Origin of the sequence: Sphingobacterium sp. GVS05A (genome assembly GCF_019969845.1) — a bacterium.
Classification (GTDB): Bacteria; Bacteroidota; Bacteroidia; order Sphingobacteriales; family Sphingobacteriaceae; genus Sphingobacterium.
Genome location: NZ_JAHXYR010000011.1, coordinates 293259 through 317931, shown reverse-complemented (window position 1 = coordinate 317931; position 24673 = coordinate 293259). Strand labels below are relative to the sequence as shown.

General features: G+C 37.5%; 23 protein-coding genes. 15 read left to right on the top strand and 8 right to left on the bottom strand.

Annotation, left to right across the window (positions count from 1 at the left end; all coding sequences use genetic code 11):
• Nucleotide 1: 1 nt before the first annotated feature.
• From LC454_RS24580 to LC454_RS24550, 7 genes are all read left to right on the top strand, one after another.
• A complete protein-coding gene (locus LC454_RS24580) occupies nucleotides 2-1600 on the top strand; it encodes a RagB/SusD family nutrient uptake outer membrane protein (protein ID WP_223585089.1) in 1599 nt (532 codons plus the stop codon).
• Nucleotides 1601-1628: 28 nt separating this feature from the next.
• Nucleotides 1629-2708 (top strand): fibrobacter succinogenes major paralogous domain-containing protein, encoded by a 1080-nt coding sequence (locus LC454_RS24575; RefSeq protein ID WP_223585088.1) that lies wholly within the window; start codon nucleotides 1629-1631, stop codon nucleotides 2706-2708.
• Between the two features lie 16 nt (nucleotides 2709-2724).
• Entirely contained in the window at nucleotides 2725-3159 is a 435-nt protein-coding gene (locus LC454_RS24570) for a hypothetical protein (protein ID WP_223585087.1), read from the top strand.
• Between the two features lie 30 nt (nucleotides 3160-3189).
• Nucleotides 3190-3810, top strand: a complete 621-nt coding sequence (locus tag LC454_RS24565) for a GDSL-type esterase/lipase family protein (protein ID WP_223585086.1) — start codon at nucleotides 3190-3192, stop codon at nucleotides 3808-3810.
• Between the two features lie 24 nt (nucleotides 3811-3834).
• Nucleotides 3835-5586, top strand: a complete 1752-nt coding sequence (locus tag LC454_RS24560) for a right-handed parallel beta-helix repeat-containing protein (protein ID WP_223585085.1) — start codon at nucleotides 3835-3837, stop codon at nucleotides 5584-5586.
• 74 nt (nucleotides 5587-5660) lie between these two features.
• On the top strand, nucleotides 5661-5957 hold the full coding sequence (locus tag LC454_RS24555) for an Rpn family recombination-promoting nuclease/putative transposase (protein WP_223585084.1): 297 nt from the start codon (nucleotides 5661-5663) through the stop codon (nucleotides 5955-5957).
• 167 nt (nucleotides 5958-6124) lie between these two features.
• Nucleotides 6125-6667: a CbrC family protein gene (locus LC454_RS24550; RefSeq protein WP_223585083.1), complete on the top strand. Its 543-nt coding sequence runs from the start codon at nucleotides 6125-6127 to the stop codon at nucleotides 6665-6667.
• Between the two features lie 557 nt (nucleotides 6668-7224).
• Here LC454_RS24550 and LC454_RS24545 read toward each other — a convergent pair.
• Nucleotides 7225-7764 carry an ankyrin repeat domain-containing protein gene (locus LC454_RS24545; protein ID WP_223585082.1) on the bottom strand — a complete coding sequence of 180 codons (540 nt, stop codon included), beginning with the start codon at nucleotides 7762-7764 and terminating at the stop codon, nucleotides 7225-7227.
• Nucleotides 7765-8087: 323 nt separating this feature from the next.
• On the opposite strand from LC454_RS24545, the gene LC454_RS24540 reads away from it, so the two are divergent.
• The gene (locus LC454_RS24540; RefSeq protein WP_223585081.1) at nucleotides 8088-8288 is read left to right on the top strand and encodes a hypothetical protein; all 201 of its coding nucleotides are present in this window, start codon (nucleotides 8088-8090) and stop codon (nucleotides 8286-8288) included.
• A gap of 171 nt (nucleotides 8289-8459) precedes the next feature.
• On the opposite strand, the gene LC454_RS24535 is transcribed toward LC454_RS24540, so the two are convergent.
• The 4 genes from LC454_RS24535 to LC454_RS24520 all read right to left on the bottom strand — a co-directional run bounded on the left by LC454_RS24535 (nucleotide 8460) and on the right by LC454_RS24520 (nucleotide 11250).
• Nucleotides 8460-8927 (bottom strand): energy transducer TonB, encoded by a 468-nt coding sequence (locus LC454_RS24535; protein WP_223585080.1) that lies wholly within the window; start codon nucleotides 8925-8927, stop codon nucleotides 8460-8462.
• Between the two features lie 326 nt (nucleotides 8928-9253).
• On the bottom strand, nucleotides 9254-9598 hold the full coding sequence (locus LC454_RS24530; RefSeq protein ID WP_223585079.1) for a TfoX/Sxy family protein: 345 nt from the start codon (nucleotides 9596-9598) through the stop codon (nucleotides 9254-9256).
• Nucleotides 9599-9922: 324 nt separating this feature from the next.
• Nucleotides 9923-10312 carry an SRPBCC domain-containing protein gene (locus LC454_RS24525; RefSeq protein ID WP_223585078.1) on the bottom strand — a complete coding sequence of 130 codons (390 nt, stop codon included), beginning with the start codon at nucleotides 10310-10312 and terminating at the stop codon, nucleotides 9923-9925.
• A 44-nt stretch (nucleotides 10313-10356) separates the two neighbouring features.
• On the bottom strand, nucleotides 10357-11250 hold the full coding sequence (locus LC454_RS24520) for a cyclase family protein (RefSeq protein ID WP_223585077.1): 894 nt from the start codon (nucleotides 11248-11250) through the stop codon (nucleotides 10357-10359).
• Nucleotides 11251-11659: 409 nt separating this feature from the next.
• On the opposite strand from LC454_RS24520, the gene LC454_RS24515 reads away from it, so the two are divergent.
• The 7 genes from LC454_RS24515 (at nucleotide 11660) to LC454_RS24480 (ending at nucleotide 20852) form a co-directional block, all read left to right on the top strand.
• Nucleotides 11660-14167: a carboxypeptidase-like regulatory domain-containing protein gene (locus tag LC454_RS24515; protein ID WP_223585076.1), complete on the top strand. Its 2508-nt coding sequence runs from the start codon at nucleotides 11660-11662 to the stop codon at nucleotides 14165-14167.
• Nucleotides 14168-14622: 455 nt separating this feature from the next.
• Nucleotides 14623-15255, top strand: coding sequence for a histidine kinase (locus tag LC454_RS24510; protein ID WP_223585075.1), 633 nt, complete (start codon nucleotides 14623-14625; stop codon nucleotides 15253-15255).
• Nucleotides 15227-16291 carry a sensor histidine kinase gene (locus tag LC454_RS24505; RefSeq protein ID WP_223585074.1) on the top strand — a complete coding sequence of 355 codons (1065 nt, stop codon included), beginning with the start codon at nucleotides 15227-15229 and terminating at the stop codon, nucleotides 16289-16291. Before LC454_RS24510 ends, LC454_RS24505 begins: the two co-directional genes overlap by 29 nt.
• A 136-nt stretch (nucleotides 16292-16427) precedes the next feature.
• Nucleotides 16428-17135 (top strand): LytR/AlgR family response regulator transcription factor, encoded by a 708-nt coding sequence (locus tag LC454_RS24500; RefSeq protein ID WP_223585073.1) that lies wholly within the window; start codon nucleotides 16428-16430, stop codon nucleotides 17133-17135.
• 79 nt (nucleotides 17136-17214) lie between these two features.
• The gene (locus LC454_RS24495) at nucleotides 17215-18387 is read left to right on the top strand and encodes a hypothetical protein (protein WP_223585072.1); all 1173 of its coding nucleotides are present in this window, start codon (nucleotides 17215-17217) and stop codon (nucleotides 18385-18387) included.
• Between the two features lie 683 nt (nucleotides 18388-19070).
• Nucleotides 19071-20174: a TlpA disulfide reductase family protein gene (locus tag LC454_RS24490; protein ID WP_223585071.1), complete on the top strand. Its 1104-nt coding sequence runs from the start codon at nucleotides 19071-19073 to the stop codon at nucleotides 20172-20174.
• 102 nt (nucleotides 20175-20276) lie between these two features.
• Complete coding sequence (locus tag LC454_RS24480) at nucleotides 20277-20852, top strand: hypothetical protein (RefSeq protein WP_223585070.1); 576 nt, start codon at nucleotides 20277-20279, stop codon at nucleotides 20850-20852.
• A gap of 187 nt (nucleotides 20853-21039) precedes the next feature.
• On the opposite strand, the gene LC454_RS24475 is transcribed toward LC454_RS24480, so the two are convergent.
• From LC454_RS24475 to LC454_RS24465, 3 genes are all read right to left on the bottom strand, one after another.
• Nucleotides 21040-21231, bottom strand: coding sequence for a cold-shock protein (locus LC454_RS24475; protein WP_121123165.1), 192 nt, complete (start codon nucleotides 21229-21231; stop codon nucleotides 21040-21042).
• 472 nt (nucleotides 21232-21703) lie between these two features.
• The gene (locus LC454_RS24470) at nucleotides 21704-22213 is read right to left on the bottom strand and encodes a fatty acid desaturase (protein WP_223585069.1); all 510 of its coding nucleotides are present in this window, start codon (nucleotides 22211-22213) and stop codon (nucleotides 21704-21706) included.
• A 123-nt stretch (nucleotides 22214-22336) separates the two neighbouring features.
• Nucleotides 22337-24598: a WG repeat-containing protein gene (locus LC454_RS24465; RefSeq protein ID WP_223585068.1), complete on the bottom strand. Its 2262-nt coding sequence runs from the start codon at nucleotides 24596-24598 to the stop codon at nucleotides 22337-22339.
• Between the last annotated feature and the right edge of the window lie 75 nt (nucleotides 24599-24673).

Sequence of the window (24673 nt, the reverse complement as noted above, 5' to 3'; positions counted from 1 at the left end):
CATGAACTCAAAACTATTGCTTTATACACTTATTATTTCAGGAATGCTATTCGCTTCCTGCCAAAGTTATCTGGATACGGTTCCCGAAGACAAAGTAACTCCCGAAAGCTTCCTGACCGGAGCGGAGCAAGCTAACACGCTATTAAACGGAGTATACAATCAATTGTACTATGACAGTCCGGATAGGATGGTTCCTTATGTCTACGACAATATGAGTGATAATTCCTTCAATTCGCATTCCTGGGATCCTGCGCCACAATTTGCGTCCGGAACGCAGACGGGTGACAGTGATTTTACATTGGTCAAATGGAAATATAACTTTAGAGGTATCTCACGTGCAAATTCATTGCTCAAAGGGCTCGCTGGCGCAGATGCGATCGCTAATTCGGACAAGGCCAAAATCAGTGCTGAAGCACGTTTTTTAAGGGCGTACTACTATTTTGACCTGGTCTGTTTTTATGGCGAGGTACCCATTTTGGACGAACAGACCGTTTTAAACAATCCCGAACGGGGCAAATTGGATGCGGTACTATCGTTTATAAACAAAGATCTTGATTATGCCATAGACCAGCTTCCGGTCGCGTTAGGAGGAGAGCGTGCATCCAAAGGCACGGCTTTGATGTTGAAACTTCGGGTGGCCGAATGGATGAACAAGCCCGAGCTTGTCATTTCCCTGGCCCAGCAGATCCAAAAACTGGGTTATCAGCTGTATCCTAATTACTTTGAGCTTTTTCAGCCAGCCGGTATTGAGCAAAAAGATAACCCCGAGATTATCTTTAAGATCAACTACGCCAAAGACCTACAGAGCAGCGATGTCTCTAAAATCTTTGGCAATTGGAATAACTTTGCGCCGACGTTGCAGATGGTTGATAGTTATTATACCACGAATGGATATCCAATCCGTGACATCCGTACAGCTGATGGTGCATTTATTGCAGGCGACCCTAGTTATAATAAAGACCGCCCTTTTGACAATCGTGATCCGCGGCTTCAGCTATCTATCGTCGTCCCTGGTTCGGAGTTTAGATTAGATGGCCAAGGTTGGTATCAGGCACATTACGTACCGGCCAACTGGGATGTTGCCACCTCCTTTACTGTCCGTAAATTTGTTGACCCCTATCTCAAAACATTGACCAATGAGACAACGGACCGAATTGTGATGCGTTATGCAGAAGTATTGCTCGCGTGGGCTGAAGCGGAAAACCAGCTCCATGGTCCTTCTGCTCAAGTTTACGAACTGCTCGACAGAGTTAGATCCCGTGTCGGAATGGTAAAGGTATCTCAGGCCATGCCCAATATTTCCCAAGCCGTTATGACGGAGGTGATCCATAATGAGCGGCGTGTAGAGTTTTTTGGGGAGGGCAGGCGATGGTTTGATATTAGACGTTGGAAAATAGCTAAAGCCGTTATGGTTGATGCATTGGGTTATGATAAGTCCAAGCTCTCGTGGTATTCGGATGGCAATATTACAACTAATTGGCAATATATCCCTATTGTCGTTGACCGTAGGTCTTTTAATCCTAACAGAGATTATCTGTGGCCTATACCGAATGAAGAACTGAATGCTAACCCGAATATAAAACAGAACTCAGGATATTAATCGTTCACTTACCATAAAACCGAAACGAATGAAGGTACAATCCATCTATTTTTTCATACTCTTGTCATTCATTTCCTGTAGGGAAAAGATCGAGTATGTCAACCCTACATGGGTACAACAGTTACTACCGATGAATAGCACGCAGCTTAAAATTGATTATTTTGACAATGAGACCATGCAGGAGTTTAGCTGGGTACAGCGAGAGGGAGCTACCTACACGTTGATGTTGGACGTTGACGAGAATTTTGACAATCCAATCCGTTACGAAGTTGGGGCCCAAGCCAGCTACAAAATCTCCAATCAGGAGTTTTTGGATGATCTGAAAAAACTAAATCCATCATTTAAAAATTCAGGCCGTTTTTTTTGGAAGTTAGAACAGCGAAACGAGGGAAAGGTTGAGAGCGTATGGCGCTATTTTGATGCTTTGGTCTCAGTATCCAGCTTTGTAGACCCTCGGGATCAAGAACACTACAAGGCGTTGCAATTTGTTTTACCGGGCGGCAAGCTTGTTACTATGATGTCGGAGAACCTTAGGGCAACAGTATATGCAGACGGTACAGCCTTTCCGCTACCTCGAAAACTAGCACCTGAAGACAGTCCAGCTGCTATTCGGAATATTGCAGGTGGATTTTATTCATGGGGCACTGTTGTCCGTGATGAAGCCATCGCACGGGAGAAAACCCTGGCAGGCAAAAATATTCAAGGCATTTGTCCAGATGGCTGGCATGTTCCTGCATTTGCGGAGTGGAAAGAAGTCATCAATTACCTCGGACCACACTCAGGCAATAAAGTCAAAAATCCACAGTTCTGGATTCAAAATGGGTCAATTACAGATGAGGTCAAATTCAATATTGTGCCCTCGGGATTTTATTGGAATGAAGGACTTTCATTTCTCACCGACCCAGGTACAATGTGCGGATTCTGGACCTCATCACCTGCTTTAAAAGGATATCAATATTCTTGGGAAACACTTTCATCAGACCGCACTGGTGAAGCATCAGCGGTGATTATTTACAATGATCCCGGTAATCCGGATATCAATACACAATCAAGGAGCAGCGCAGGCGGAGGTAATTTTCACTACAATGTACGTTGTATCATGAACTAAATTTAAGTTAGCCATTATGAAAAATAATATATATATCAGTTTCGTTTTCCTTAGCATCAATCTGTTTTTTTCCTGCAAAAACGATAATGAATTTTATGAGGTCGGGTTTCAGCCGACTGTATTGCTCAAACCGGTGGCAGATTCACTGGTTATATTGGATAAGAATAATCCAAGTATGCTGGTCGGATTCGAGTATTTTTCAAAAAGACCCTATATAGATTACAATCTTCTTCTTGCTGTAGATCCCGCACTGACCACTGAAAGAAAAGTGATATCTGCCGGAGTAGGTGAAAAATATTTTTTGACTCACTTTGTTCTGGATTCACTGATGAATACAATGCATTTTAAATCGGGCGAACAAGGAAATATTTATTGGAAAGTTGAAGCTAAAAACTCCGAGTTCAGCACGACCGATGAGGTACGACGCTTAAAAGTACAGCGGTTTAAATAATGATTAACCATAGAATTAAAAATAGAAATTATGAATAGGAAGTGTACTCCAAAGGCGCTCCTGTTATTCCTTTGCTCAGTTTTGCTGGCCGGGATTCTAACAGGCTTTAAATGGATTTCTGATCAACATGATGAAAAGATAACGATCGTTATGTTTGGTGATTCGATTACCAAAGGGGGGGATTGGGCAACATTATTAGGACGTAGCGACGTCAAAAATAGCGGTTTCCCTGGCTTTACCACCTCACATCTAGTCTGGCTGTTAAAGGAAAACGTTATTGATTTAAAGCCAAGTTTATGTTTTCTCGAAGGCGGAATCAATGACATTGGCGTGGGGATCCCTTTGGATCGTACCAAGAATAATTACCGTTCGCTCATCGAGGGACTGCAAGAGCATAAGATTATCCCAGTCGTGCAGTCCATTATTTATCAACAGGATAATCCGGAGAGTAAGATCCAGGTCGACAGCTTAAATAGCTACTTGAGGACCTATTGTCAAAGCCAAGGAGTTTACTATTTAGATTTAAATGCCAAACTTAGTTCATCGAAAGGTCTCAAGGCTAAGTACACTACTGATGGCACTCATATCAACCAAGAAGCTTATGGGATATGGGCGACCGAAGTCAGGAATCTTTTAGAATCTATATTATAGTATTGATCTTATAAATCGTTTTTTATGACACGATTAACCTTTTTCAGGCTTGGAATACTGATTCAATTACTGTTAGGTTGGACAGATTTAAGTGCAAAAATTATCAATGTTACGCATTTTGGAGTGCTACCGGATGACGGGATAGACGACCGTCAGGCTTTACAGTTGATTTTGGATCGTCTCCAAGATGGCGATAAAATATATTTTCCGACAGGCATCTATACTTTTTCTGCGTCTTTGAGACTGTCGGGTAAAAAGGATATTGAGATCTATGGGGGCAGCGATACCAATACATCCACGCTTATGGCCACCGGCTTCGATCCGTTCAGTTCCAATGTCAGCTGGACTAGTTTATTGGAAGTCAGCGACTGCAAAGATCTTATTATACGTAACCTTTTTATTGATGTCGATCGGCCCGTAAGTATCAATGGCACAGTCGTGGGCAGTGGTGACAGTCCGGACGGGTCATTCTATGAAATAGATCTTTTACCTGAGTTTTCTGAATATGCGGATCGTTTAGCTGAGCTCAAGATCATGCATCAGCTCAGCTATAATGCCGATGGAACACCCAATTATCATATTTCCACACATTGTGATCTTAAGAATGGAAATTGGCCACACATCGAAAAGCTAAGTACCTTACGTCTGAAAATTTATAATGATGAAGCTCATAAACTCCGCAAAGGCGAACTTATCAATCTGAGACTAAAGATTACGGGCAATCCCTGCTTTAGTTTTTTAGGTGTCAACACATTAACAATACGCGATATCACCATCTGGCAATGGCCTGCATTTGCGATGTACGTATCAGATCTAGCCGATAGTCGTCATCGCTCCGGGGATATTACGCTGGAGCGTATTCGTATGAAACCCAAACCAACTTCCGGGCGTTTGATGTCGGTTAGTGCGGATGGCATACATGTAGCCTCAATGGCGGGTACGTTTAAAGCCGACCATTGTGAATTTGTTGGACTGGGCGATGATGCTATTAATATTCATAGTCGTTTGTGCCATATCGGCAAGATTAGTGCTGACTCGGTTTTATTGATCAATGGTTGGACGAAAGCTCCCGTCGAAGATGATTGGGCCTTCAAGGATGATATTATCGAATTTTTGGACGGTAAAACAGGCTTGCCCAAGGGCAAAGCAAAGGTCAAGTTTCGCGGCAAAGGACAGTATCAATTAAAATCTATCCCAAAGAATGTCAATGTAGGCGATTTTGCCGCAAAAGACACTCGTACACCATCGACCATTATACGGGATTGCATGGTTTCAAACAGCCGTGCTCGCGGATTTGTAGTTCAGTCCAAGAAAGTTGTGATCAGCAATAATAAAATATGGAATATTTCTGGTCCGGCGATCTTACTTTCCTGTGATATGGAGCGCTGGTTTGAAGCGACAACTGTGAAAAAGGCCACTATAACAGGCAACAGGATAGATAATTGCGGTAAATACCTCAGATGGGACGATACCCTGACAGGTTATGGCGCCATAGCCGTTAAGACAGGACATGAAATAGGAGGGATTGATAAGCCAGCGGGTGTACATCAAAATATAACTATCCAGGCAAATACGATCAACGACTGTGCAAATTCGGCAATCTTTATTTCTTCGACTGATGGCGTTAAAATTAGGAAGAATAATATCAAGAATTGTAGTAATCGTTCCAGTATCCCATATTATGGCAATTATGCGATTTACTTAAAAAATTGCATCAATGATAAGGTTGTAGATAATACCTTTAGCGAGGTGAAGGAATTAGTGGGGAGAGACTAGTTGTTGTATACATAGAAGTAATGTCCCAGTTAGTTAATTATTTGAAACTTAAAGATTTTCTATAACCCGATTGGTTGTATTTACTTAAACACTTGAGCACCATGGATAGATTGCCATCATTTTTGGATAAAAGAATATTTGGTCTTATCCTTGAGATAGGGGAGATAGGTAAATTAACGGAGGAGGAACTAATGTCATATGAAGCAAGTTTAAAACATAAGCGTGATGCTAAAAGCATATTCAATTCGGCCAAGAAATCCGGAGAAGCTTTAGGTCGCGCTAAAGGGCTAGCAGAAGGGGAGCGCAAAAAAGCTCTTGAGACTGCTAAAGCATTTAAGGAAATAGGGCTACCTATAGCTGATATTGCATGAGACTTAGATCCTCAAAATCCGTCATCGCTTCAACATTGTTTTTCGTTGTGATAACTCAATAACGATAATTTCTACATCTATTTTGTATCTTGAAGGAGATATAATCAGGAAAAAGCAGAAGGTTAAGCTTGTGGCAATAATTTTCAGACAATCATAGCGATCATAAAATGGAACTACCGAAATTTAAATACAGTCCAAACGCCTATAAAATTGATGTTTTTGAAGATCTAGAAGGCAAATGTTCTATATGTGAAGAGCAAAGATCGATACGATACACCGGCTCATTTTATAGTAGGGAAACTCCTGAATATATTTGTCCATGGTGCATAGCCGACGGAAAGGCCGCGGAAAAATATGACGGTGAGTTTAATGACTACTGTGGTATAGAGGATGTTTCGCCAGACCCAAATGACCCAAAGCCAAACATAGCTCAGGAACTATTATTTGAAATCACAAACAGAACACCAAGTTATATCTCTTGGCAGCAAGAAGCATGGCTGACGCATTGTAATGAACCCTGTGCTTTTATCGACTATGCCGATGTTGACACGATAAACCCCCTATTGGAAGAATTGCACGATGATATAGAAAACAATGGTTATCCCCCAGAGTTTATAAGAACAGCACTTTCAAAAGAAGGTAGTTTAGTAGGGTATTTATTTCAATGCGTGAAGTGCGGACAGCATAGGCTTCACGTTGATTGCGACTAATTTTGAACCTGAGTGTAATGTTCGTAAGAACAAGTTTTGGAAGTTAAGAATATGAAAACGCTAAAATGCGAAATAGAATGGCAAATCGTGGAAAATTATTCTTCATTGGTATAACATTATGTCTTTCGTCAATTCTAATCTTGATATTTGGCGCTGGAATGTTTGTTTCGAGAGGTGATTATAGCAAATTCATTATAAAATTATCAGAATTTTGCTTCATATTTTGGATACCATTGTTAGTAATTGGAATTATACTTATATTAATTTCAATTATCCTAGGTGGATTTCAATCTTCCAAAACAAAGAAGCCGTAAAAAACAAATTGCAATTTCTGGTAACGTAGGTTTTGGAAAATGCTAGGATAATATCAAAGAAGATTAGACTCTATTCGCACACACACATATGTATTAACCAAATTTCAAAACAAGAAGTCTTAAAAGAGAAAGACCATATTTATCCCAATTATCTTCCATAGATACTATTTACGCGTAGAAAGCACTCTTTCCAATTTTTGCTTCTATTTTGGGTAGTATTTTAGTTGAAATATCGTGATATGTTTATTTTAGCAGGTGCCTCAGATCCCATTCCTTTTTGTTATGCCCCGCATCGATTCCGCCACCGATAGTATTTATAATATCCCTGACAGAACGGTCATGATAATTGATTAAATCCAGCGAAGCGCCTTTTGACACAAGAAGATTTATTATTTTGATCATATTCTCCTGACCGCGGTAATTCATAACAGCTATCCATAAAGGTGTATTCCCATTTATTTCACGGATATCAATTTCTGCTCCGTTATCAATTAAATGGCTTACAATTCGATAGTTCATTTTAGAAACTGCTATGTGCAGAGCTGCAAGTTCACCGCCACGTTTATTCCGCTTATGATTTATGTCAATACCACAGTGTAAAAGAAAATCTATCAGATCTTCCGGCTGATACCTTTTGTCATATCCCGAGCCCGCATATGCTATTAGTAGATTGTTCTGATCATACCCATCGGTTTTGCAGAAATCAACACCTTCTGACCTTGCTTTTTGTAATGTATCAATATCATTTTCGTAGATCAGTTTAAATAATTCTGTAAATTCCATCTTTAAGTCGTTTAATGGTTTGCCTCCATTTTAAAATTAGTAATTCGTCACCGAATTTTCTACTTTTAAATACTCCAGTTTTTTGGGAAGAGGTCAGTCTACCAAAGGAAAAAACTACGGACATGAACTGACTGATAACAAATTCAAGACATTAGTTGATATTGTAAAGGTTTTGAGCTATATACCCAAGAATGAATATCAAACGATAGGGCAGGCATAGACCTTTTTTCGGTCTATAACTTTATTTTATATCTAAGTGCTGTATTCCCAATAATGATCTGTATCGTCATTACAGAGAAAACCTTCAAACAAATTGCTTGGAAATGGTTACCAAATATGACACCTTGAATTACCTTATCGTTCCGTCTTATGTCTGTTTTGGTCAAGAGGAATTAACAGGAGACTTAAACGAGCATCTGAAAATGACACTCGGCGAAAGTTTATTCCGAAAAAGGATTGATCAGGCCATTGAAGATATCCCCAATTTGGCTCATTGCATTAAAACAGAACTTCTCGGACTATGAGATTTACAGCCCGTTTTGTCTTGTGAAAACAATATCCCACGCAGTTCTAAGGATATATTTTGCAGACAAGCTATAGCCAATAAATAGGATATACAGGTGTATACATAACGATTTATCATCTGGTTATATCAGTGAACCTCACAATTTTTTAAAAGGGAGCTGAGGCTGTCATCAATCGACAAACTTAAATGTAAGCTTTATCGTATAATTGGAGTCAATAGGTTTGCCTTTTAGCATAGCAGGATTCCACTTTGGCATTGTTTTGATTAACCTTTTAGCCTCTGCTTCGCAACCATAACCTAGCTGCTTAATAAATTCATCGAAGATCACAGTTCCATCTTTTGCCACTTTGAGCCGTACCACCAAAACACCCTGGACACCATTTTCAATTGCCTGCTTTGGGTATTTCAGATTCTTAGCAATAAAGTTGTTTAACGCCAATTGACCTCCTTGGAAATCAGCCTTAACATCGGGCATGATTTCAGGAACACCGCTTTTAGGCGGTGACACCGTTAATTTAAGATTATTGTTTTCGACGGTACTTTTAACATCAACAACTTTTGCTTCCTGCGAAAAGACCAGGGAGAGATTAAACAGCAATGCTGTAACAAGTGTGCTAAGCTTTACTATTCTTTGCATCTTTTATTTACTAAGATACTAGAAAATTATTGTATAAAGGATGCTAGCGCTCGTCGTTTGTCGGTCTCAGTTCTAGCGGCAAGTTAACCAAATTCCTATTTCCATCCAGGCCTAATCCTGCATCTAGTAATACTAGATTACCAGCTATTTAGTTCTGTAGTGGATGAAATTATTGAGAAATTAGTTGAGCTTTTGCAGTTTAATAATGAAATTTCCAAAAATCCGCTAAAATAACTGCAGATAACATTGTATTGGGAAAATGCGGGATGAGACTGTAACGCGAACTTTGGCAGCTTGTATAAAGTATACTAACTCAAGTTTATTTTTCATTTCTTCTTTGAGGCTCTTGCAATTGGGTTATAATCAAGGCATATTTTTATCCAATATTCAAAATCATCGGGTTTTTGAAAACCGATAGGTTCTACATAGCAATAGCCCTTTAGTTGCTTTCCTTTCATAATCATAGGCAAGAAGCCTATTTTTTCTGAGACTTCATCTTCCAGTTTTGCGCAATAGCGACACATCAGATTGTCATGGCCGATATTGATACACATTTTCCCATTAACAAGAAAGGATAATCCACTAAACATTTTCTTTTCCTCAACTTCGATATTTTCTTCTATTGCAAGCCTTTCGCGGACGCGGTTGACAAGTTCATTGTTATAAGCCATCACTTCAGTTTGTCTGTTATTAAAATTACTCAAAAACTGCCATTGTCACGAGATATCTTGTAATAATTTAAAGATTTATAACAAGGTAGATTTCTATTGATTCCTCCAATATCTTTTGTCAATTTGTCGGACATTCCGTACATCCTTTAATTGTCTTAGGTAAGAAGCCAATAGGAGTAACTTAGGATTGGGTATTAACTTTGCCCGATTGATAAGAATAATACCATGATAAGTAATTGAATCGAGAGATGCAGGTCGTAAACGGACCTGCATCATTCTGTTTAAGAAGTAATTATAAATAATTCGACAGATCGAGGACTGAATCTATCGGAGGACACTTGATGAGACGGTGTCTTCCTGCAACAGCTTTAGATCTTCAATCACTTTTGACCAATAATCTTTGGTCATTTCACGCTGACTTTCATTTTTTAATTTATCAACGTGAAATGAAATTGTTGTTTTATCTTTATTTTTCGAAGGAATAAATCTGATCTGTAAATTGGTGTCTTCTGCGAAGTCCCGGTGCCTCCACTTTGTTCGGATATGTGAATATTCCTTAAAAGTCGAAAAATTCTGGTCTACACCTTCACACCAAAAACCTAATCCCCGGTCAGAAAAAAAGAGATTCCACAGTGTTTCCAGGTTCGCTGGCATAGTTTTTCTGATCCCGAACTGCCAGCCTGCATCTTTTGTTAATCCTACGTTATTTCCCATGTAATTGTGTTTCTTGCTGAAAGTGATTTATTATTTGAATATATTTATTTCTTTTCAATAGAAGCAAATGCCCTGACCGGAAAAGTCCCAACACCTTTAAATTTTGGTGGGGTGGCGGTGAACTTAAAATTCTGATCTGGCAATTTATTTAAATTGCAGAGATGCTCAACGATTAAAATCCCGGCACCTAATAGCACGGTATGAACAGGTCTTGTTCTCCCGGCCGTGTCGTCTATATTATGGGAATCAATACCTACAAGTTTGACGTTACAGTCCCGAAGATACATTGCCGCCTGCTCGGTAAGATAAGGATGGTCCTGATAATAGAGCTCCGTATTCCAATGCCTATCCCAGCCAGTCTGTATTAACACCGCACGATTTCTGATTTCTCTATTCTTAAGATGATCTTCCGTAATTTTCAGGGTTTCTGTAAACGGTATATGGATCATTACTGCGTCAAGCTGCGCAAAACTCTTTAATTCCGTTTGGGCTGTGTCGTTGCCATCCGCAAATCGATGAAATGGACAATCGATATAAGTTCCGGTGTTAGTGACCATCTCTATTTTTCCGATCTGAAAAGATGTATCGCCGTCATAGTTCTGTTTTGTCTGTTCCCTAGAGAGATAGTCGCAAATATGAGGTGCCGGCAAACCTTTGTAGGTTATCAGACCATCTTCGATTGTATGACTCAAATCTATTAAGGAATCTTTCGCCACACTTTCATCAATTGGCTTACGTTTATGGGGCTCAATCAGGATTTCTTTGTTAAGGATATTAACTTTTCCTACCATTAGCAACTGCATATCTTCAACGATGTAGTCCGCCAGGGCACTCTCGCCGATATCGTCTCCGGATATATCTAATCTGAAATCTTCCCCTTTGATACTACCGCCATTCGTAAAGAATATCTCGAAGTCGAATTTTACTCTTTTTTCCATAGGATGTTTCAATTTTACTATGACAAAAGTGTGGAAATCTAAATAATGTTTACTTGACTTAGATCAATTTGATTGATTTTTTACTTCTGATCCTACTGAGTGTTTCAGGACTCATCCCAAGGTATGATGCAATATGGAAAAGCGGTATCCGATTATCTGCATCCGGGAACTGTTTTAGAAAATAGTGATAGCGTTCATTGGCATCCAAAAGCAGAAAGGAACTTTAGATGAAAATTAGCTCTCTGTTAAAAGCAAGTTTTTTTGTTTCTAACAGAGGCTTGTTGTAGAGTGAGAATTTCTTGCCTTATTTATACAGCTTTCTGTCGCAGAAAACCGTAGTTCTGTCGCTTATTTCTCTTGTCCATTTTCATGTATTCTATTTTTACAGCATCAATCAGCTTAATAGAAAATGAACAAGAGAGAAATGATGACAAAAGTGTCCGAACGATCAAAAGTAAGTCCGAACGATTGTGAAAAAGTGTTGGACGCATTAGAAAGTGTACTGAAAGATGAATTTAGTGAGAGGAAGGGACTTCGTAGCCTATTCCTTTTAGTTTATAAAATGCTGACGTTGATAAAAAATAAAATGATCCTTATTCTTTTAGGCCTTTTTATTTCTACTTCAGTTTACAGCCAGCAGACAACTCAAAATATAAGAGGTGTGGTCAATGATTATTTGTCCGGCAAACCATTAACTTCAGTTTCACTTTCTGTTATCGAATATTCGAATGTTCAGGGAACAACTGATGTTAAAGGACAGTTCGTAATACAAAATATACCGGTCGGTCGATATACTATTCAAGCTAAACTATTTGGCTACGAACCTATTCTTATTAAAGAAGTACTATTAAATTCTGGCAAAGAAGTGTTTCTTGAAATCGGAATGCACCAGTCCACCACAATATTAGACGAAGTTGTTATAACGCCTCGTAACAACAAAGACCAATTGTTGAATAAAATGGCTTTGACAGGAGCTCGCTCTTTGCGTATGGAAGAAGCGAGTCGGTATGCAGGTGGGCTGGAAGATCCAGCTCGTTTGTTAAGTTCTTTTGCAGGTATTTCAGCTAATATGGGAAATAATGGAATCTCCGTGCATGGTAATGCTCCCAGCTTGTTGCAATGGCGAATGGAAGGTGTGGAAATTCCAAATCCCAATCACTTCGCGGACATTTCGATTTTGGGAGGAGGGATTTTATCATCTTTGAGTTCCAACGTCCTAGGGCCTTCTGGTTTTTACAGCAGTGCATTTCCTGCCGAATATAACAATGCCGTTTCAGGCGTTTTTGACATGAAAATGAGAAATGGAAACAACCAAAATTACGAGCATACCTTTCAATTGGGCCTGCTAGGACTAGATTTTGCCTCGGAAGGTCCTTTTAGTCCAAAAAACAACGCATCATACTTAATAAATTATAGATATTCGACGACTGGATTAATGCACAAATTGGGTGGCGGTGATCAACAGAATCAATTGTTGGATTATCAAGATTTGAATTTTAAACTGAATGTTCCTACCCAAAAAAGTGGAGTATTTTCAATTTGGGGAACGGGATTGATCGATAAATTCAGCACAAAGAAAGAAGATGAATCTGCCTGGACATACAGTGATGATGGTAAACACTCCGAAATGCGTCAAACCTCAACAGCAACTGGAGTCAATCATCTTTTTTATTTTGATGGCGGCGGATTATTGCGCACCACTTTAGCTTCCACTTTTTCAAAAAATGATGCAAAAGAGCAATATTATGATAATTCCGCGATTATTAATCCACATTTGGAGTTGGACAATCGCTTTAACAACCTGATTTTGACTTCATCGTTTGACAAAATGTATAGCGATTGGCATAGCAATAAAACAGGATTTTCCGTGACAAATATGCGCTACAATATGCATCTGGAATTGGCTCCTAACATTGGTAAACCATTACAGACGCTATCCCAAGGGAAGGGCAATACCTATCTGACCGCTGTGTACAGCAGTTCATTGTTTAAATTGAATACAAACCTAACAGCCACTTTGGGCATCAATTCTCAGCTCTTGACTTTAAATAATAGCTTGGCAATTGAACCTCGGGTATCCCTCAAATGGCAATCTTCATCAAAAATTTCACTTGCTATGGCATATGGATTACACAGCCGTATAGAGAAGCTTGATGTGTATTTCGTGAAAGATAAAATTACTGGACAGTTACTAAACAAAGATCTAGATTTTACAAAAACACATCATTTTTCAATGTCATACAACTATAAGATAAATGAAAATATGAATCTGAAAGTGGAGCCATATTTTCAGTATTTATTCAATGTTCCTGTCATTGCAGATAGTTCTTACTCAGTGCTCAACCGCAGTTTGTTTTATGTAGAAGATGCTTTGCTGAATAACGGAAGGGGACGCAATGTCGGTATTGATATGACTTTAGAAAGATATCTGAGTAACGGCTATTATTATTTATTGACATCATCCCTTTTCGATTCAAAATATAAAGGCGGGGATGGCATTTGGCATAACACGAAATATAACAGTCGATTTATTGTCAATGTATTGGCAGGTAAAGAATGGACAATAAGAAGTAAAAAAAGAGATATATTGGGTGTCAATTTAAAATTAACCTTACAAGGAGGTCAGCGATATTCGCCAGTGGATGAAGCTTCCTCGTTACTGCATACCGATAGAGAAGTGCAATACGATGAAAGCCAGGCGTATGCAAAACAGTTTGATCCGCTTTTTGTAGCCAATTATACGATCACTTATCGAATGAACAGATCAAAACGTTCACACGAGTTCGCTGTTAAGTTGCTGAATGCAACTGGCACAAAAGAATATTATGGACATGCCTACAATCTCAATGGTCATAATATCGAAACAAAAAAGCAAGCCACTTCGCTTTTTAATGTGCTTTACAGAATTGATTTTTAATGTAATTTTATACAAATTGTAATAAGACCATGATGTATAGTCTATTTTATCTTTTTATAGTAGATTCCAAGTGTCGTTTTTGGCGGCATATATTTTTCATTATCATTTTGGGGATAATCACCTTTAATCAAGTTTTTATTGCTTATCAAGAGGATTCCATTTATTTAAGAGATAAGATTTATTGGATTTGCCTGACATCGTTTTCAACTTATATTTTAGCGACGTATGTTAATTATTTTGTTTTAATCCCACGATTTTTAGTCAATGAAAAATACCGCACTTACGTCATCTTACTAATCATTTCTGTGTTTATATTACTGTTTACCAATGTTTTTTTGGAATACAAAATACGAGTGGTTTTAGGATTAGCACATAGGATACAATCCTATTTAAATCCACTTGTATTTGTAGACAACCTGTCTTCATCTGTGATTACAATGATCTGCTTTTGGAGTATGTCAGCAGTGGAACTGTTTCGCACTTGGAATCAAAAAATTGAACAAATCTTATTATTAGAAAATCAATTTTTGGAATCTGAAGTCAACAAACTCAAAGGACAGGTTTCTCCCATATTTTTATCCAAAGCTTTACAAAAAGCATCTGCTTTAGCTCCTATACAACCCAAAATCTCTTCAACTATTTTGATGCAGCTTGGCCAACTTTTGAGATATCAATTATACGATTGCGATAGAGAAAAAGTCTTTCTTCAGTCGGAAATACATTTTATATCCAATTTTTTGAATTTATATCAGTTGATATCTGATCGTCATTTCGACTATTCACTGGTTATAAAAGGGCCAACCAATCAACTCTTGATTACACCTTTGTTACTGATTGTGGTGGTACAGACTTTAGTGGAAAAGCAAGCCATCTCTCATCTCCAAATGGAAATGGAAATGAAAGATCAAACGTTGCATTTTGATTGTGCTTTTGTAGAGAAATACTATTTAAACGACACCGACTTAGCTGATGTAAAGAATAAGTTTGATAAATTGCATTCTCACGTTTATCAGTTAAAATCACAAGCAGGTAATTTGCAGCTTCAAATACGATTTTATAATGATGGAATTAGCAGCGGAGCACCATAGAGGCATTTCATTTTTGACCGATCGTAAGTATCGTTTGCATCGTCATGTCGCTTTACAGCTTATGATCTTCTTGATCAGTATCAGTGTATTTTTTGATAAACCGGATACCTTAAACTTGTCGTTTAATCGCTTTTGTGGATGGATTACCTACTATTTATTTATGAATATGTTGGTTTACGTCAACGTGTATGTATTGTTTCCTTATTTTATGACCAATAGGAGGATTTTGCAATATACAATAGCTGTTCTACTATTTACGATTTTCTCGATGTTCATAATGGTCATCTTACAAGACTTATTTTATGACATCGCTGTTAGCCACCAAAAACCGGATTCAATAGCCATCTTTTTGAGCGTCACTTCGTCTTTCTTTGCGATACTGTTATTTATGTTGGGTATGTCCGCGCTTTTGTTATTCAAACCACTCATGCAAAGTCATTTTAGAGAGAAGGATTTGCAAAAATCGACTACCGAGTCGAAACTTCAATTTCTGAAAAGTCAAATTAATCCTCATTTTCTTTTTAACACCATCAATAATGCTAATATATTGATTGAAGATGAACCCCTAATGGCTGCCGAAATTTTGACCAAATTGGATGATTTACTCAGGTATCAATGGAAAGATAGCCATAGAGAAAAAGTCTATCTAATGGATGATATTGGCTTGCTGACGGATTATCTGGATCTGGAGAAAATACGTCGTGACGAATTTTATTTCTGCATACAAACTCAAGGAAATATGGGTAGCGCTGAAGTTGCTCCATTGCTTTTTATTCCTTTTGTGGAGAATGCCATAAAGCATAATATCGATAGCGACGCTGCGTCGTATGTCAATTTGGTCTTCAGCCTTGATAATGATGTACTTATTTTTACATGTGAGAATTCAAAACCAGTTTTTTCGCAGCCGAAGGCAACTGGGGGCATTGGCTTAAACAATATCGTTCGGAGACTAGATTTACTTTATAAAAATAAGTATGTTTTGGAAAAAGCGGAAACAGCGCAAAAATATACGGTAAAATTAACTTTGAAAATATGAAATCTCTATGGTCGCAAAACACAAATGAAAACAATCAAAAAGTGCGCTGTGATGCAGACATTGCATATGCCCTTTAAAAGACAAACTGATAAGAGACAAAACTGAGCTCGCGAGCTCGTGAAATAATTATTTGCATATGAAATGTATTATAGTCGAAGATGAACCCATCGCACGAAAGGGGATTACCAAAATGGTGAGTGCAATTTCACAATTGGAGTTGTTGGATGGATTTAATAGTGCAGAATCTGCTGCAATATACTTACAAAATACGGAAGTTGATTTGATTTTTCTGGACATCAATATGCCGCGAATCAATGGAATCGAGTTTGCCCGGACCATCCCCAAAACCACTTTGGTTATTTTTACGACTGCCTATTCCCAATATGCTGTGGATAGTTATGAATTAGATGCAGTCGATTATTTAGTCAAACCTATTGATACAGCTCGGTTTCGTAAAGCGGTCGATAAAGCGATTGCCTATCATACTTTGCTCATGGATGAAGAAAATAAAAGTGTAGAAAAGGTGGCTGATGACTATATTTTTGTGAAATCAGACAGAAGATTTTACAAAGTAAATCTGGCAGACATTCTTTTTATTGAAGGGCTTAAAGATTATATTATCATACAGATGGAAAATAGCCGGATCATCACACGAATGACTATCAAGAATATTTATGAATGGATTTCTAAGGAAGTTTTCATAAGAGTCAATCGGTCATTTATAGTCAATAAGGACAAAATTGATTCATTCGACAACAATGATATTTACATCCAAAAATACGAAATCGCTATTGGCAATGTGTATAGGGATGAATTTTTCAAAACGATGATGCGATGCATATAAAATACGTTCCTGAATTAAATGAGGAAATAAAAGCTATTAAACAATTAATGACTTTAATATTATAAGTAACAGATTAAATATGAGAATAAAATTACTATTGACTTTCTACTTTTTTATAGCAGTTCAATCTTCATACGCTCAAAAAGCAAAAGTGGTAATACTTGGAGTTGGTCACTCTACACAGCTAATTAATTATAACCAACAACCAGCAGCAATAAGAGCCTTTATAGATAAGGTAAAACCTTCGGCTATTTGCATTGAAAGATCTCCTGAAGAATTTTCTAGGAATGACTTTTATGAATTCACATATGAACAACAATATACAACAATTCCATATGCCAGAGAAAATAAAATTCCTTTACATCCGATTGATTGGTTGCCCTCTGACAAAGATATAGACCTTGCTTTTGGACTTAAGGACTTGGAAATTCCAAAATTTACCAGGCAAAAAAACGGCTTTCTTGGCTTTACCACATTTACAGAAAAAGATGCTTTTGAAGAGGGTTTATACTTTGCAGACGACAAAAAACACATAGACAGTATCGCCTCATGGTATACAAATCATCCCCCCAAAAATGCATTTGATTTCCCGCGACGATTATTTTTATATCGAACTTTTCTTCAATCCAGGCGAATACAAAAAGTACTGGAAGATTATTCTATGTCAGACACAATATTAGTTGTGATTGGAGCTTTTCATAAAAATGACATTGAAAAAAATCTAGAACAGAACGGTTACGAAATCATCCAGCCAAATACTTTTGGAGCCATAACTGATGAAGAAATGAGAAAACACTTCACACAGGAAGATGCTTATGCTATCCTATCTTTTAATTTATTGGGAATGCAATCTCAGCTCAATAAAGTAAACAAAAAATTAATTGATTTGGCATTTGAGTATTTGAAAGAAACAAATACAATTGAAAAGCAATTTTTCACGATTAAAAATGCTTCTTTCACAAATGCGATCTCATCCAAACAATGCATTTCCGAATATCTATCGCTTTTGGATAAAGCAAATAACGAAAAATTTACTTGGATAGGTGTAAAAGATTTTACTCGAGTGGATTCTTACTTTGACCCTTTTGGAAATTTATCTTTGGCAAAAAGAATCAGACTTGAATTAGCAAGAGAATATCGAAAATTACTTAAAGAAAAAGAATTTACTAAAGAAATAGCAATGGTTTTGAATGGCCTGAATGACTATAAAAAGCAAATGCTAAATCAATATATCGAGCAATATTTATTTTAAAGAACCAATAGGAGACCAGAATGTTCAATCATTGAAAGGCAAATGTTAAAACTATAAAATGCGGTGCATTTAATACGCTCCAATGGTGAGGGCGTCATATTCCACTCTAGCTTTATGTGGGAGTTTTAGCTCTGCAAAAAATGTCATTTTAGCGGTGGTGTGTATTATTCATGTTCGGTGGAAAATGCCGATATTTCTTCGTTCTGATAGTTAAAGCAGGTTGTTCACATTTTCTGTTTGTTGACCAGCAGAAAATAATTATCAACGCGGTTGTTGAATGGCTAAAATAATAGCTTTGAAAATTACCATATTTTATGTTAGGAAGAAACGTCTCAGTAAAAGTCCAAAAACGTAAATGCTGTTTCTTAATTAAACGATTTTCGAAGTTATGACGGCGAAAGCTTGGTTTTGGAGTTTTCTGCCATTTCCTCCATCAGAAGTATTTCTAAGGAATCGAGATTTTACGGTGATAAAACTTTCAATGGACTATTGTTTGTAACAGATCAACTCTGAGAAGAAATGAGAGCGTGAAAGTTTGTAGATTGCTTTACCGTCTCGAAAAACATTTCGTGTTTCTGAATACCACAAAGGTAAATACCTAACCAAAGAGATATTTTTTGTGGATGACTTGCATATCTGATCTATAACTAATAACTTAGTTGATGTAGATCTAATTCAGAATTATGAGAAAATCAACAGTATTATTAGCTATAATATCATTATTATCAATTCCTTTGGTCACTATAGCACAGAGTAATAGCAACTTTACGATTCAGGGAAGGATCGACACCGTTCCGAATGCGAAATATAGGATCATCTATAAAGATAATGAAAAAGTAATTCGTGATTCATTACAACTATCAGCTGACCGAACTTTTACTTTTAGTAGCAATATCGGTGAACCGACACGTATTAATTTTATTATTGACAATGACTTTAATCCACGATTGGTAAAAGATCAAATTGTCTACTCGTTTTGGGTCTCACCGGGGGATCGGTTAGACTTTCATGGTCTAACAGGTTGGCTCTCGGGCCCTAGAGACAATTTGAATATTGACGACAACAAATATGAATTGAACGGTTCTGCTTTAGATAAGTCGGCAATAGCTTACAATGAAAACCGAAGAGCCGTATATCTGGCAAATAAAAACCAAGAAAATAAAAAGGCGTTAGGAGATAGCATTTTAAGCAAATTTATCCAAAGTAACCCTAACAATTTCTATAGCCTGGATCTTTTGAACAGATCTTTTTCCTCTTTGAAGAGGCAACCCAACTTGGTCAAAACATTATATAATGCACTTTCTAACGAACTTAAAAATAGTTATACAGGCAAGCTATTGAACAAAAAGATAATGGCGCATCCTCATCTAGTACTTGGTAAAGAACTTCCCACATTTGAGCTCGCCAACGATGATGGCGAGCTCGTCAATCTTGAAGATTTCAGAGGAAAATATGTTCTGGTGGATTTCTGGGCGAGCTGGTGTGGTCCGTGCCGCAAGGAGTTTCCCCACCTGCGATCGTTGTATAACGAATACAGATCAAAAAACTTTGAGATATTGGCCGTATCCATTGATGAATCAAAGGAGGACTGGCTTGCAGCTATTGACAATGATAAGCTATCTTGGACTAATGTATTGGCCACAGGTGGCTTCAACGGTGAACTTTATCAGGTTTTTGGCTTAAAAGGAGTTCCTGACAACTTTCTTTTAGACAAAGAAGGGAAAATTGTAGCACGAAATCTTAGAGGTAGTGAATTAAAAACAGTTTTAGATAAATTGATTCAATAAAATAAGTAGTTTAGTAGGGTATTTATTTCAATGCATGAAGTGCGGACAGCATAGGCTTCACGTTGATTGCGACTAATTTAAAACCATTAGAACTACTTTATAATGGATTTTTTTAACCATATCAAAACGGTCATCAGTATCATCCTAGGATTGGGAATTGGTAGCTTACTTAACGGTACCGTCAAATTTGTCCAACATCCGGGAAGAACAAAACCCTACTGGATCCACTTATTGTGGGTATTGTATTTATTTGTTCAGATGATCCATTTTTGGTGGTGGGAATACAATCTGAGAGAGATGAGGGTCTGGACTTTCACCGAATATATTTTAATAATAACCTATATACTGCTCTACTTTACGCTTTGCCAGCTGCTGTATCCTTCGGATGTCAAAGATTATTCCGACAGCTATAGAAATTATTTTTTTTCAAGGAAAAAGTGGATTTTTCTATTACTAATTATGATTTATGGCGTAGATATATTGGATACACTGCTAAAGGGACAAACTTATCTGGAAAAATTGATGCCTCTTTACGGTGTGAAAATGGTTACCCATATTTCACTATGCGTCCTGCTTGCTTTTTCAAAAAGTAAAAAATCATTTTGGTATGCAGTCATGGTTATCTTTTTCATTATTTTCGAACTATACTTTATTTCCAGCAAATATTATATTGACTAAAAAAAGTTAATATGTTTTTTTTCATCTGATTCATTCACCAAATAGTGATCTGAAAAATCAAATCGATTTAGAACTGGTCATACTTAAGAAAAGCTCTATTAAGCTATGTCACATCAAAAAAAAACAGATAACATAAATGCTATCTGTTGAACTTAACTTAAAGAAAGTTTTGAGGCTTCCTACTTAATTATGCTACGCGCACATTAACTGCGTTAATGCCCTTTTTACCGTTCTCTAAATCGAATGTTACAGTGTCGTTTTCGCGTATATCATTGATTAAACCTGATGAATGTACGAAAACATCTTGACCTCCATTTGATGGTGTAATAAAACCAAAACCTTTGGTGTCATTAAAGAATTTTACTGTTCCTTGTTGCATTGTGTATATTATAAAATTATGTATTTATTAAAACTTCTTTGGCATGTGCCATTGCTATAGTGATACTTATATCATTAAGGCAATTAAATCGATCTGTAAACAAAAAATGAAGTTGGTATTTTTATCGTATTGAAAATATCAATTTGAAAAAAGGAACTTTACCTTATATGTTGATGACAAAAATAGCGGCTGAAACGGCGAAGACTGAGAAGAAAGAGTAAACTCAAAAGTTTCAGAAGAAGCAATGGCAGAAGCCTGATTATTGTACGAATGTAAGTATAAATTATTGAAAAACAAAATGTTTAATAATTATAGCGTAGTTCTTCATTACAAAAGGGTTTGGTTGGAGTAAGGTAATCTGCCAATCACTACCTTGAAATGTGTTGGATATATCACTTTAACACATTTCAAGGTAGTGGCGGGATAAAACGAAAGATCTAGTTTTCTTTTATTAAAGAATTTAGATCAAAGGCTAAGAAATATTATCTGCCTCTCTTTTTGATATGAGGTACGGATTATGATATTGTTCATAAAAACGTTTCTTGTCGTCCCTATAGTCCGTCACTGCGCCCATTTTATGCATCAGTTTGATATAGTACCATGCAAGGTCAACTTGATGAGGCCTGAAACCGCTACGTGCGCTTTTTGGAAAAAGGTGGTGATTATTGTGCCATTCTCCAGCTACAATTCCGGGCCAGAGCTGATTGATAGATTTATCATTTATACTGAAATCTATTCCTTCACGTTGTTTGTCTTTCCCCTTAGCGTGCCCTTCATAGTTAAAGGTCCGCACACCTATCGCCCAAAACCCTGCGGCACCAAAGAGGCTGCAGGCCAACGCATTTCCTCCGATAAGGTGAAATGCAAGATACCAGAATGACCAGTTCAGCAACCATGATAATACTGCGTACAGAGGCGTTACATATGATCCCCATACTCTGTATTGCTCGTAGGAATTACCAGGTACCCCAGTATGTTGCATGAGTAATTTGACCCGATTATAGTCGCTTTCGGTCAGGTTTTTTGATATCGGTTGATGATTGACATCGGCAAGAAAACAATATAGAAAAATAACGGAAAGTATTAGTAGACATTTTGCATTTTTTTAGTTAATTTTCGATTTTCCCACTACTATCGGTCTGTCTGCTCCTTTATTAATAAATGAAAAGACATTGCCTTTTTTAGCCAGAATTGGCCATGTACGGTTTTCACCTTCATAATTTCTTCTTAAATTATCATACCTAGGCTCTAAAATTATCTTTCCATCATTATCTGCAAGGCCAGATTTGTCTTTTAACCTGATCTCCATTAGCTCAGGCGAAAAGTTATCGATCATATCATATATAGGCTCAAGTATAATTTTGCCTTGACGGTTCAGCACACCATACTTTCCTTTCTCTTTTATCAGCATGAGATCCGGATGGTCATTAATCACTTCCAGACGGTCAAATCGAGGATTAATAACCACATTTCCTTTCGTATCAATCAATCCATAAAGCATTTCATCTCCTTTTTTACTCACTACCCACGCTAGGTTGTCATAAAATTCACCAACATAGGCAAAGTCGTTAAAGCGAACCTGCTTTCCATTCTCATCAATAAATAGATTTTCTCCCTTAATATTGATCTTGAAAAGTTCGCTTTGAAAAGGTTTGGCATCTTCTTTTCTATTTTCCGGTATATTAAAACTGCTGTAGTAGCCATTCCTGTTCCATTCTGGACGTTCAAACACTTTTTCACCTTTCATATTAAAAATGACATATTTGGATCCTTGTTCTGCCAGTAGGAGCTTATCGCTGAGCATCTTTAGGAGATAAATATCTTGAGTATAGGGTATCAACACTTGTCCATCACTATTGTATACTGCCGATTCTTTGGTATAGCTCTTTCCATCCACTTTCCTCCTAATCTCAAAAATTCGTGCATTTAACCACGTGATTTCTACATCGCCTACTGGAACAATAAACTGTTTCTTTAGACTGTTGTAGATCCCCAGTCGTTTATCATCATAAACAGGGAAGATAAAAGGACTGTCGTTAAGATCGCCATAGGTGTAGCTTCGATTGATATAGATATCAGACTGTAGGCGATATTCTGGCGGTAATATTTCTTTACCCAGTTTATCGTAAATTCCATAGAGATTCCCATTTACAGCATAAAAATAAGTTTCTCCATGCTGGTTTACGATGGCAATTTCCGTAAAATTTGTGGGAAAAATAGGTTTTGCGTTTTCCCAATCGAAAATTCCTACTTTACCCTTATCTTTTACATGCAGATAATAGGGCATCGCATCCAGTTTGGCTTCGGCGGCTATCCTTTCAAGGTATTCTTTTGAAGCATTTGCAACAGCAGGCATGAGTGATACACGGTCACCATAAAAAACTGTCTGTCCGGCTGAGTTTTTGAACTGGATCTCGTCATACTGGGGAGACAATAACAATTTGCCGCTTTCATCAATTAGCCCCATTCTTCCCGCCTTTTCTACAATAGCATGACCTCTTAAAAAATCATTTATTCTATCATACAATGGAGGGGTGACTTCTTTTCCGGCAGCATCAATCAGCCCCTGCAACCCATGTTCTTCAATCTTGAGAAAGTCACTACCTCTCACCGGAATTAATGATTTGTAAACTGCAGGAAGTACTACAGTCCCCTGCGAATCAATCAGACCATAGGCCTTATTTTGAAAAAATGCTGTATACTTTTTGGTTTTAAGTAAGATGTTGCTCAAGTCTTCATATGTTGGAGGAACAACTACTTTACCGCTTATATTTGCTATTCCTTGTTTTCCATTAAGATGAATTTGAAGCATATCCTCAAACAGATAATTCTTGCGCACTTCATCATAGATAGGGGGCTGGATAATTTCACCATCCGCTGCACGCAGCCATCCCCATTTATTGTTTTCTTTAAAACCAATGATATCTTTATTGATGATCTCCAGGGCCTGGAAACGTGGTTTGGAAATTACTTTTCCCTCTAGATCGATAAGCCCATACATTCCCTTTTTTTTCGTTTGTGCAAACTGGTAATTGTAACGGATACCCGGATACCATTGCCCGTCATAATGGCTGGGTAAAGTCACCTCATCGTAATCAAAGTTGCTTAGTAATTTTCCATTTTTGTGGATCACTGCGTATGCTCCGTCTTTCACTACAGAAAGCAAATCACCTGAATGATCTTTGACATCATCAACCAACAATCCAGTAACTGGATGACAGAAATAAATTTTACCTTCTTTTTGCACTTTTACAAAAGGAGTACGATAATCACCAAAGCCGATAGCATCAAAGATAACAGGGGTCTGGGCTCTTGCTGAACCGGCAGTGGAAAGTATGAGGAATAATAATAAAAGTTTGTTGATCATCGTTTTTATTCGTCTATTAAATTATTTTTAAAGGAAATTTCAGCTCCTGCATGTTCGATACCAATGGATTTAGAT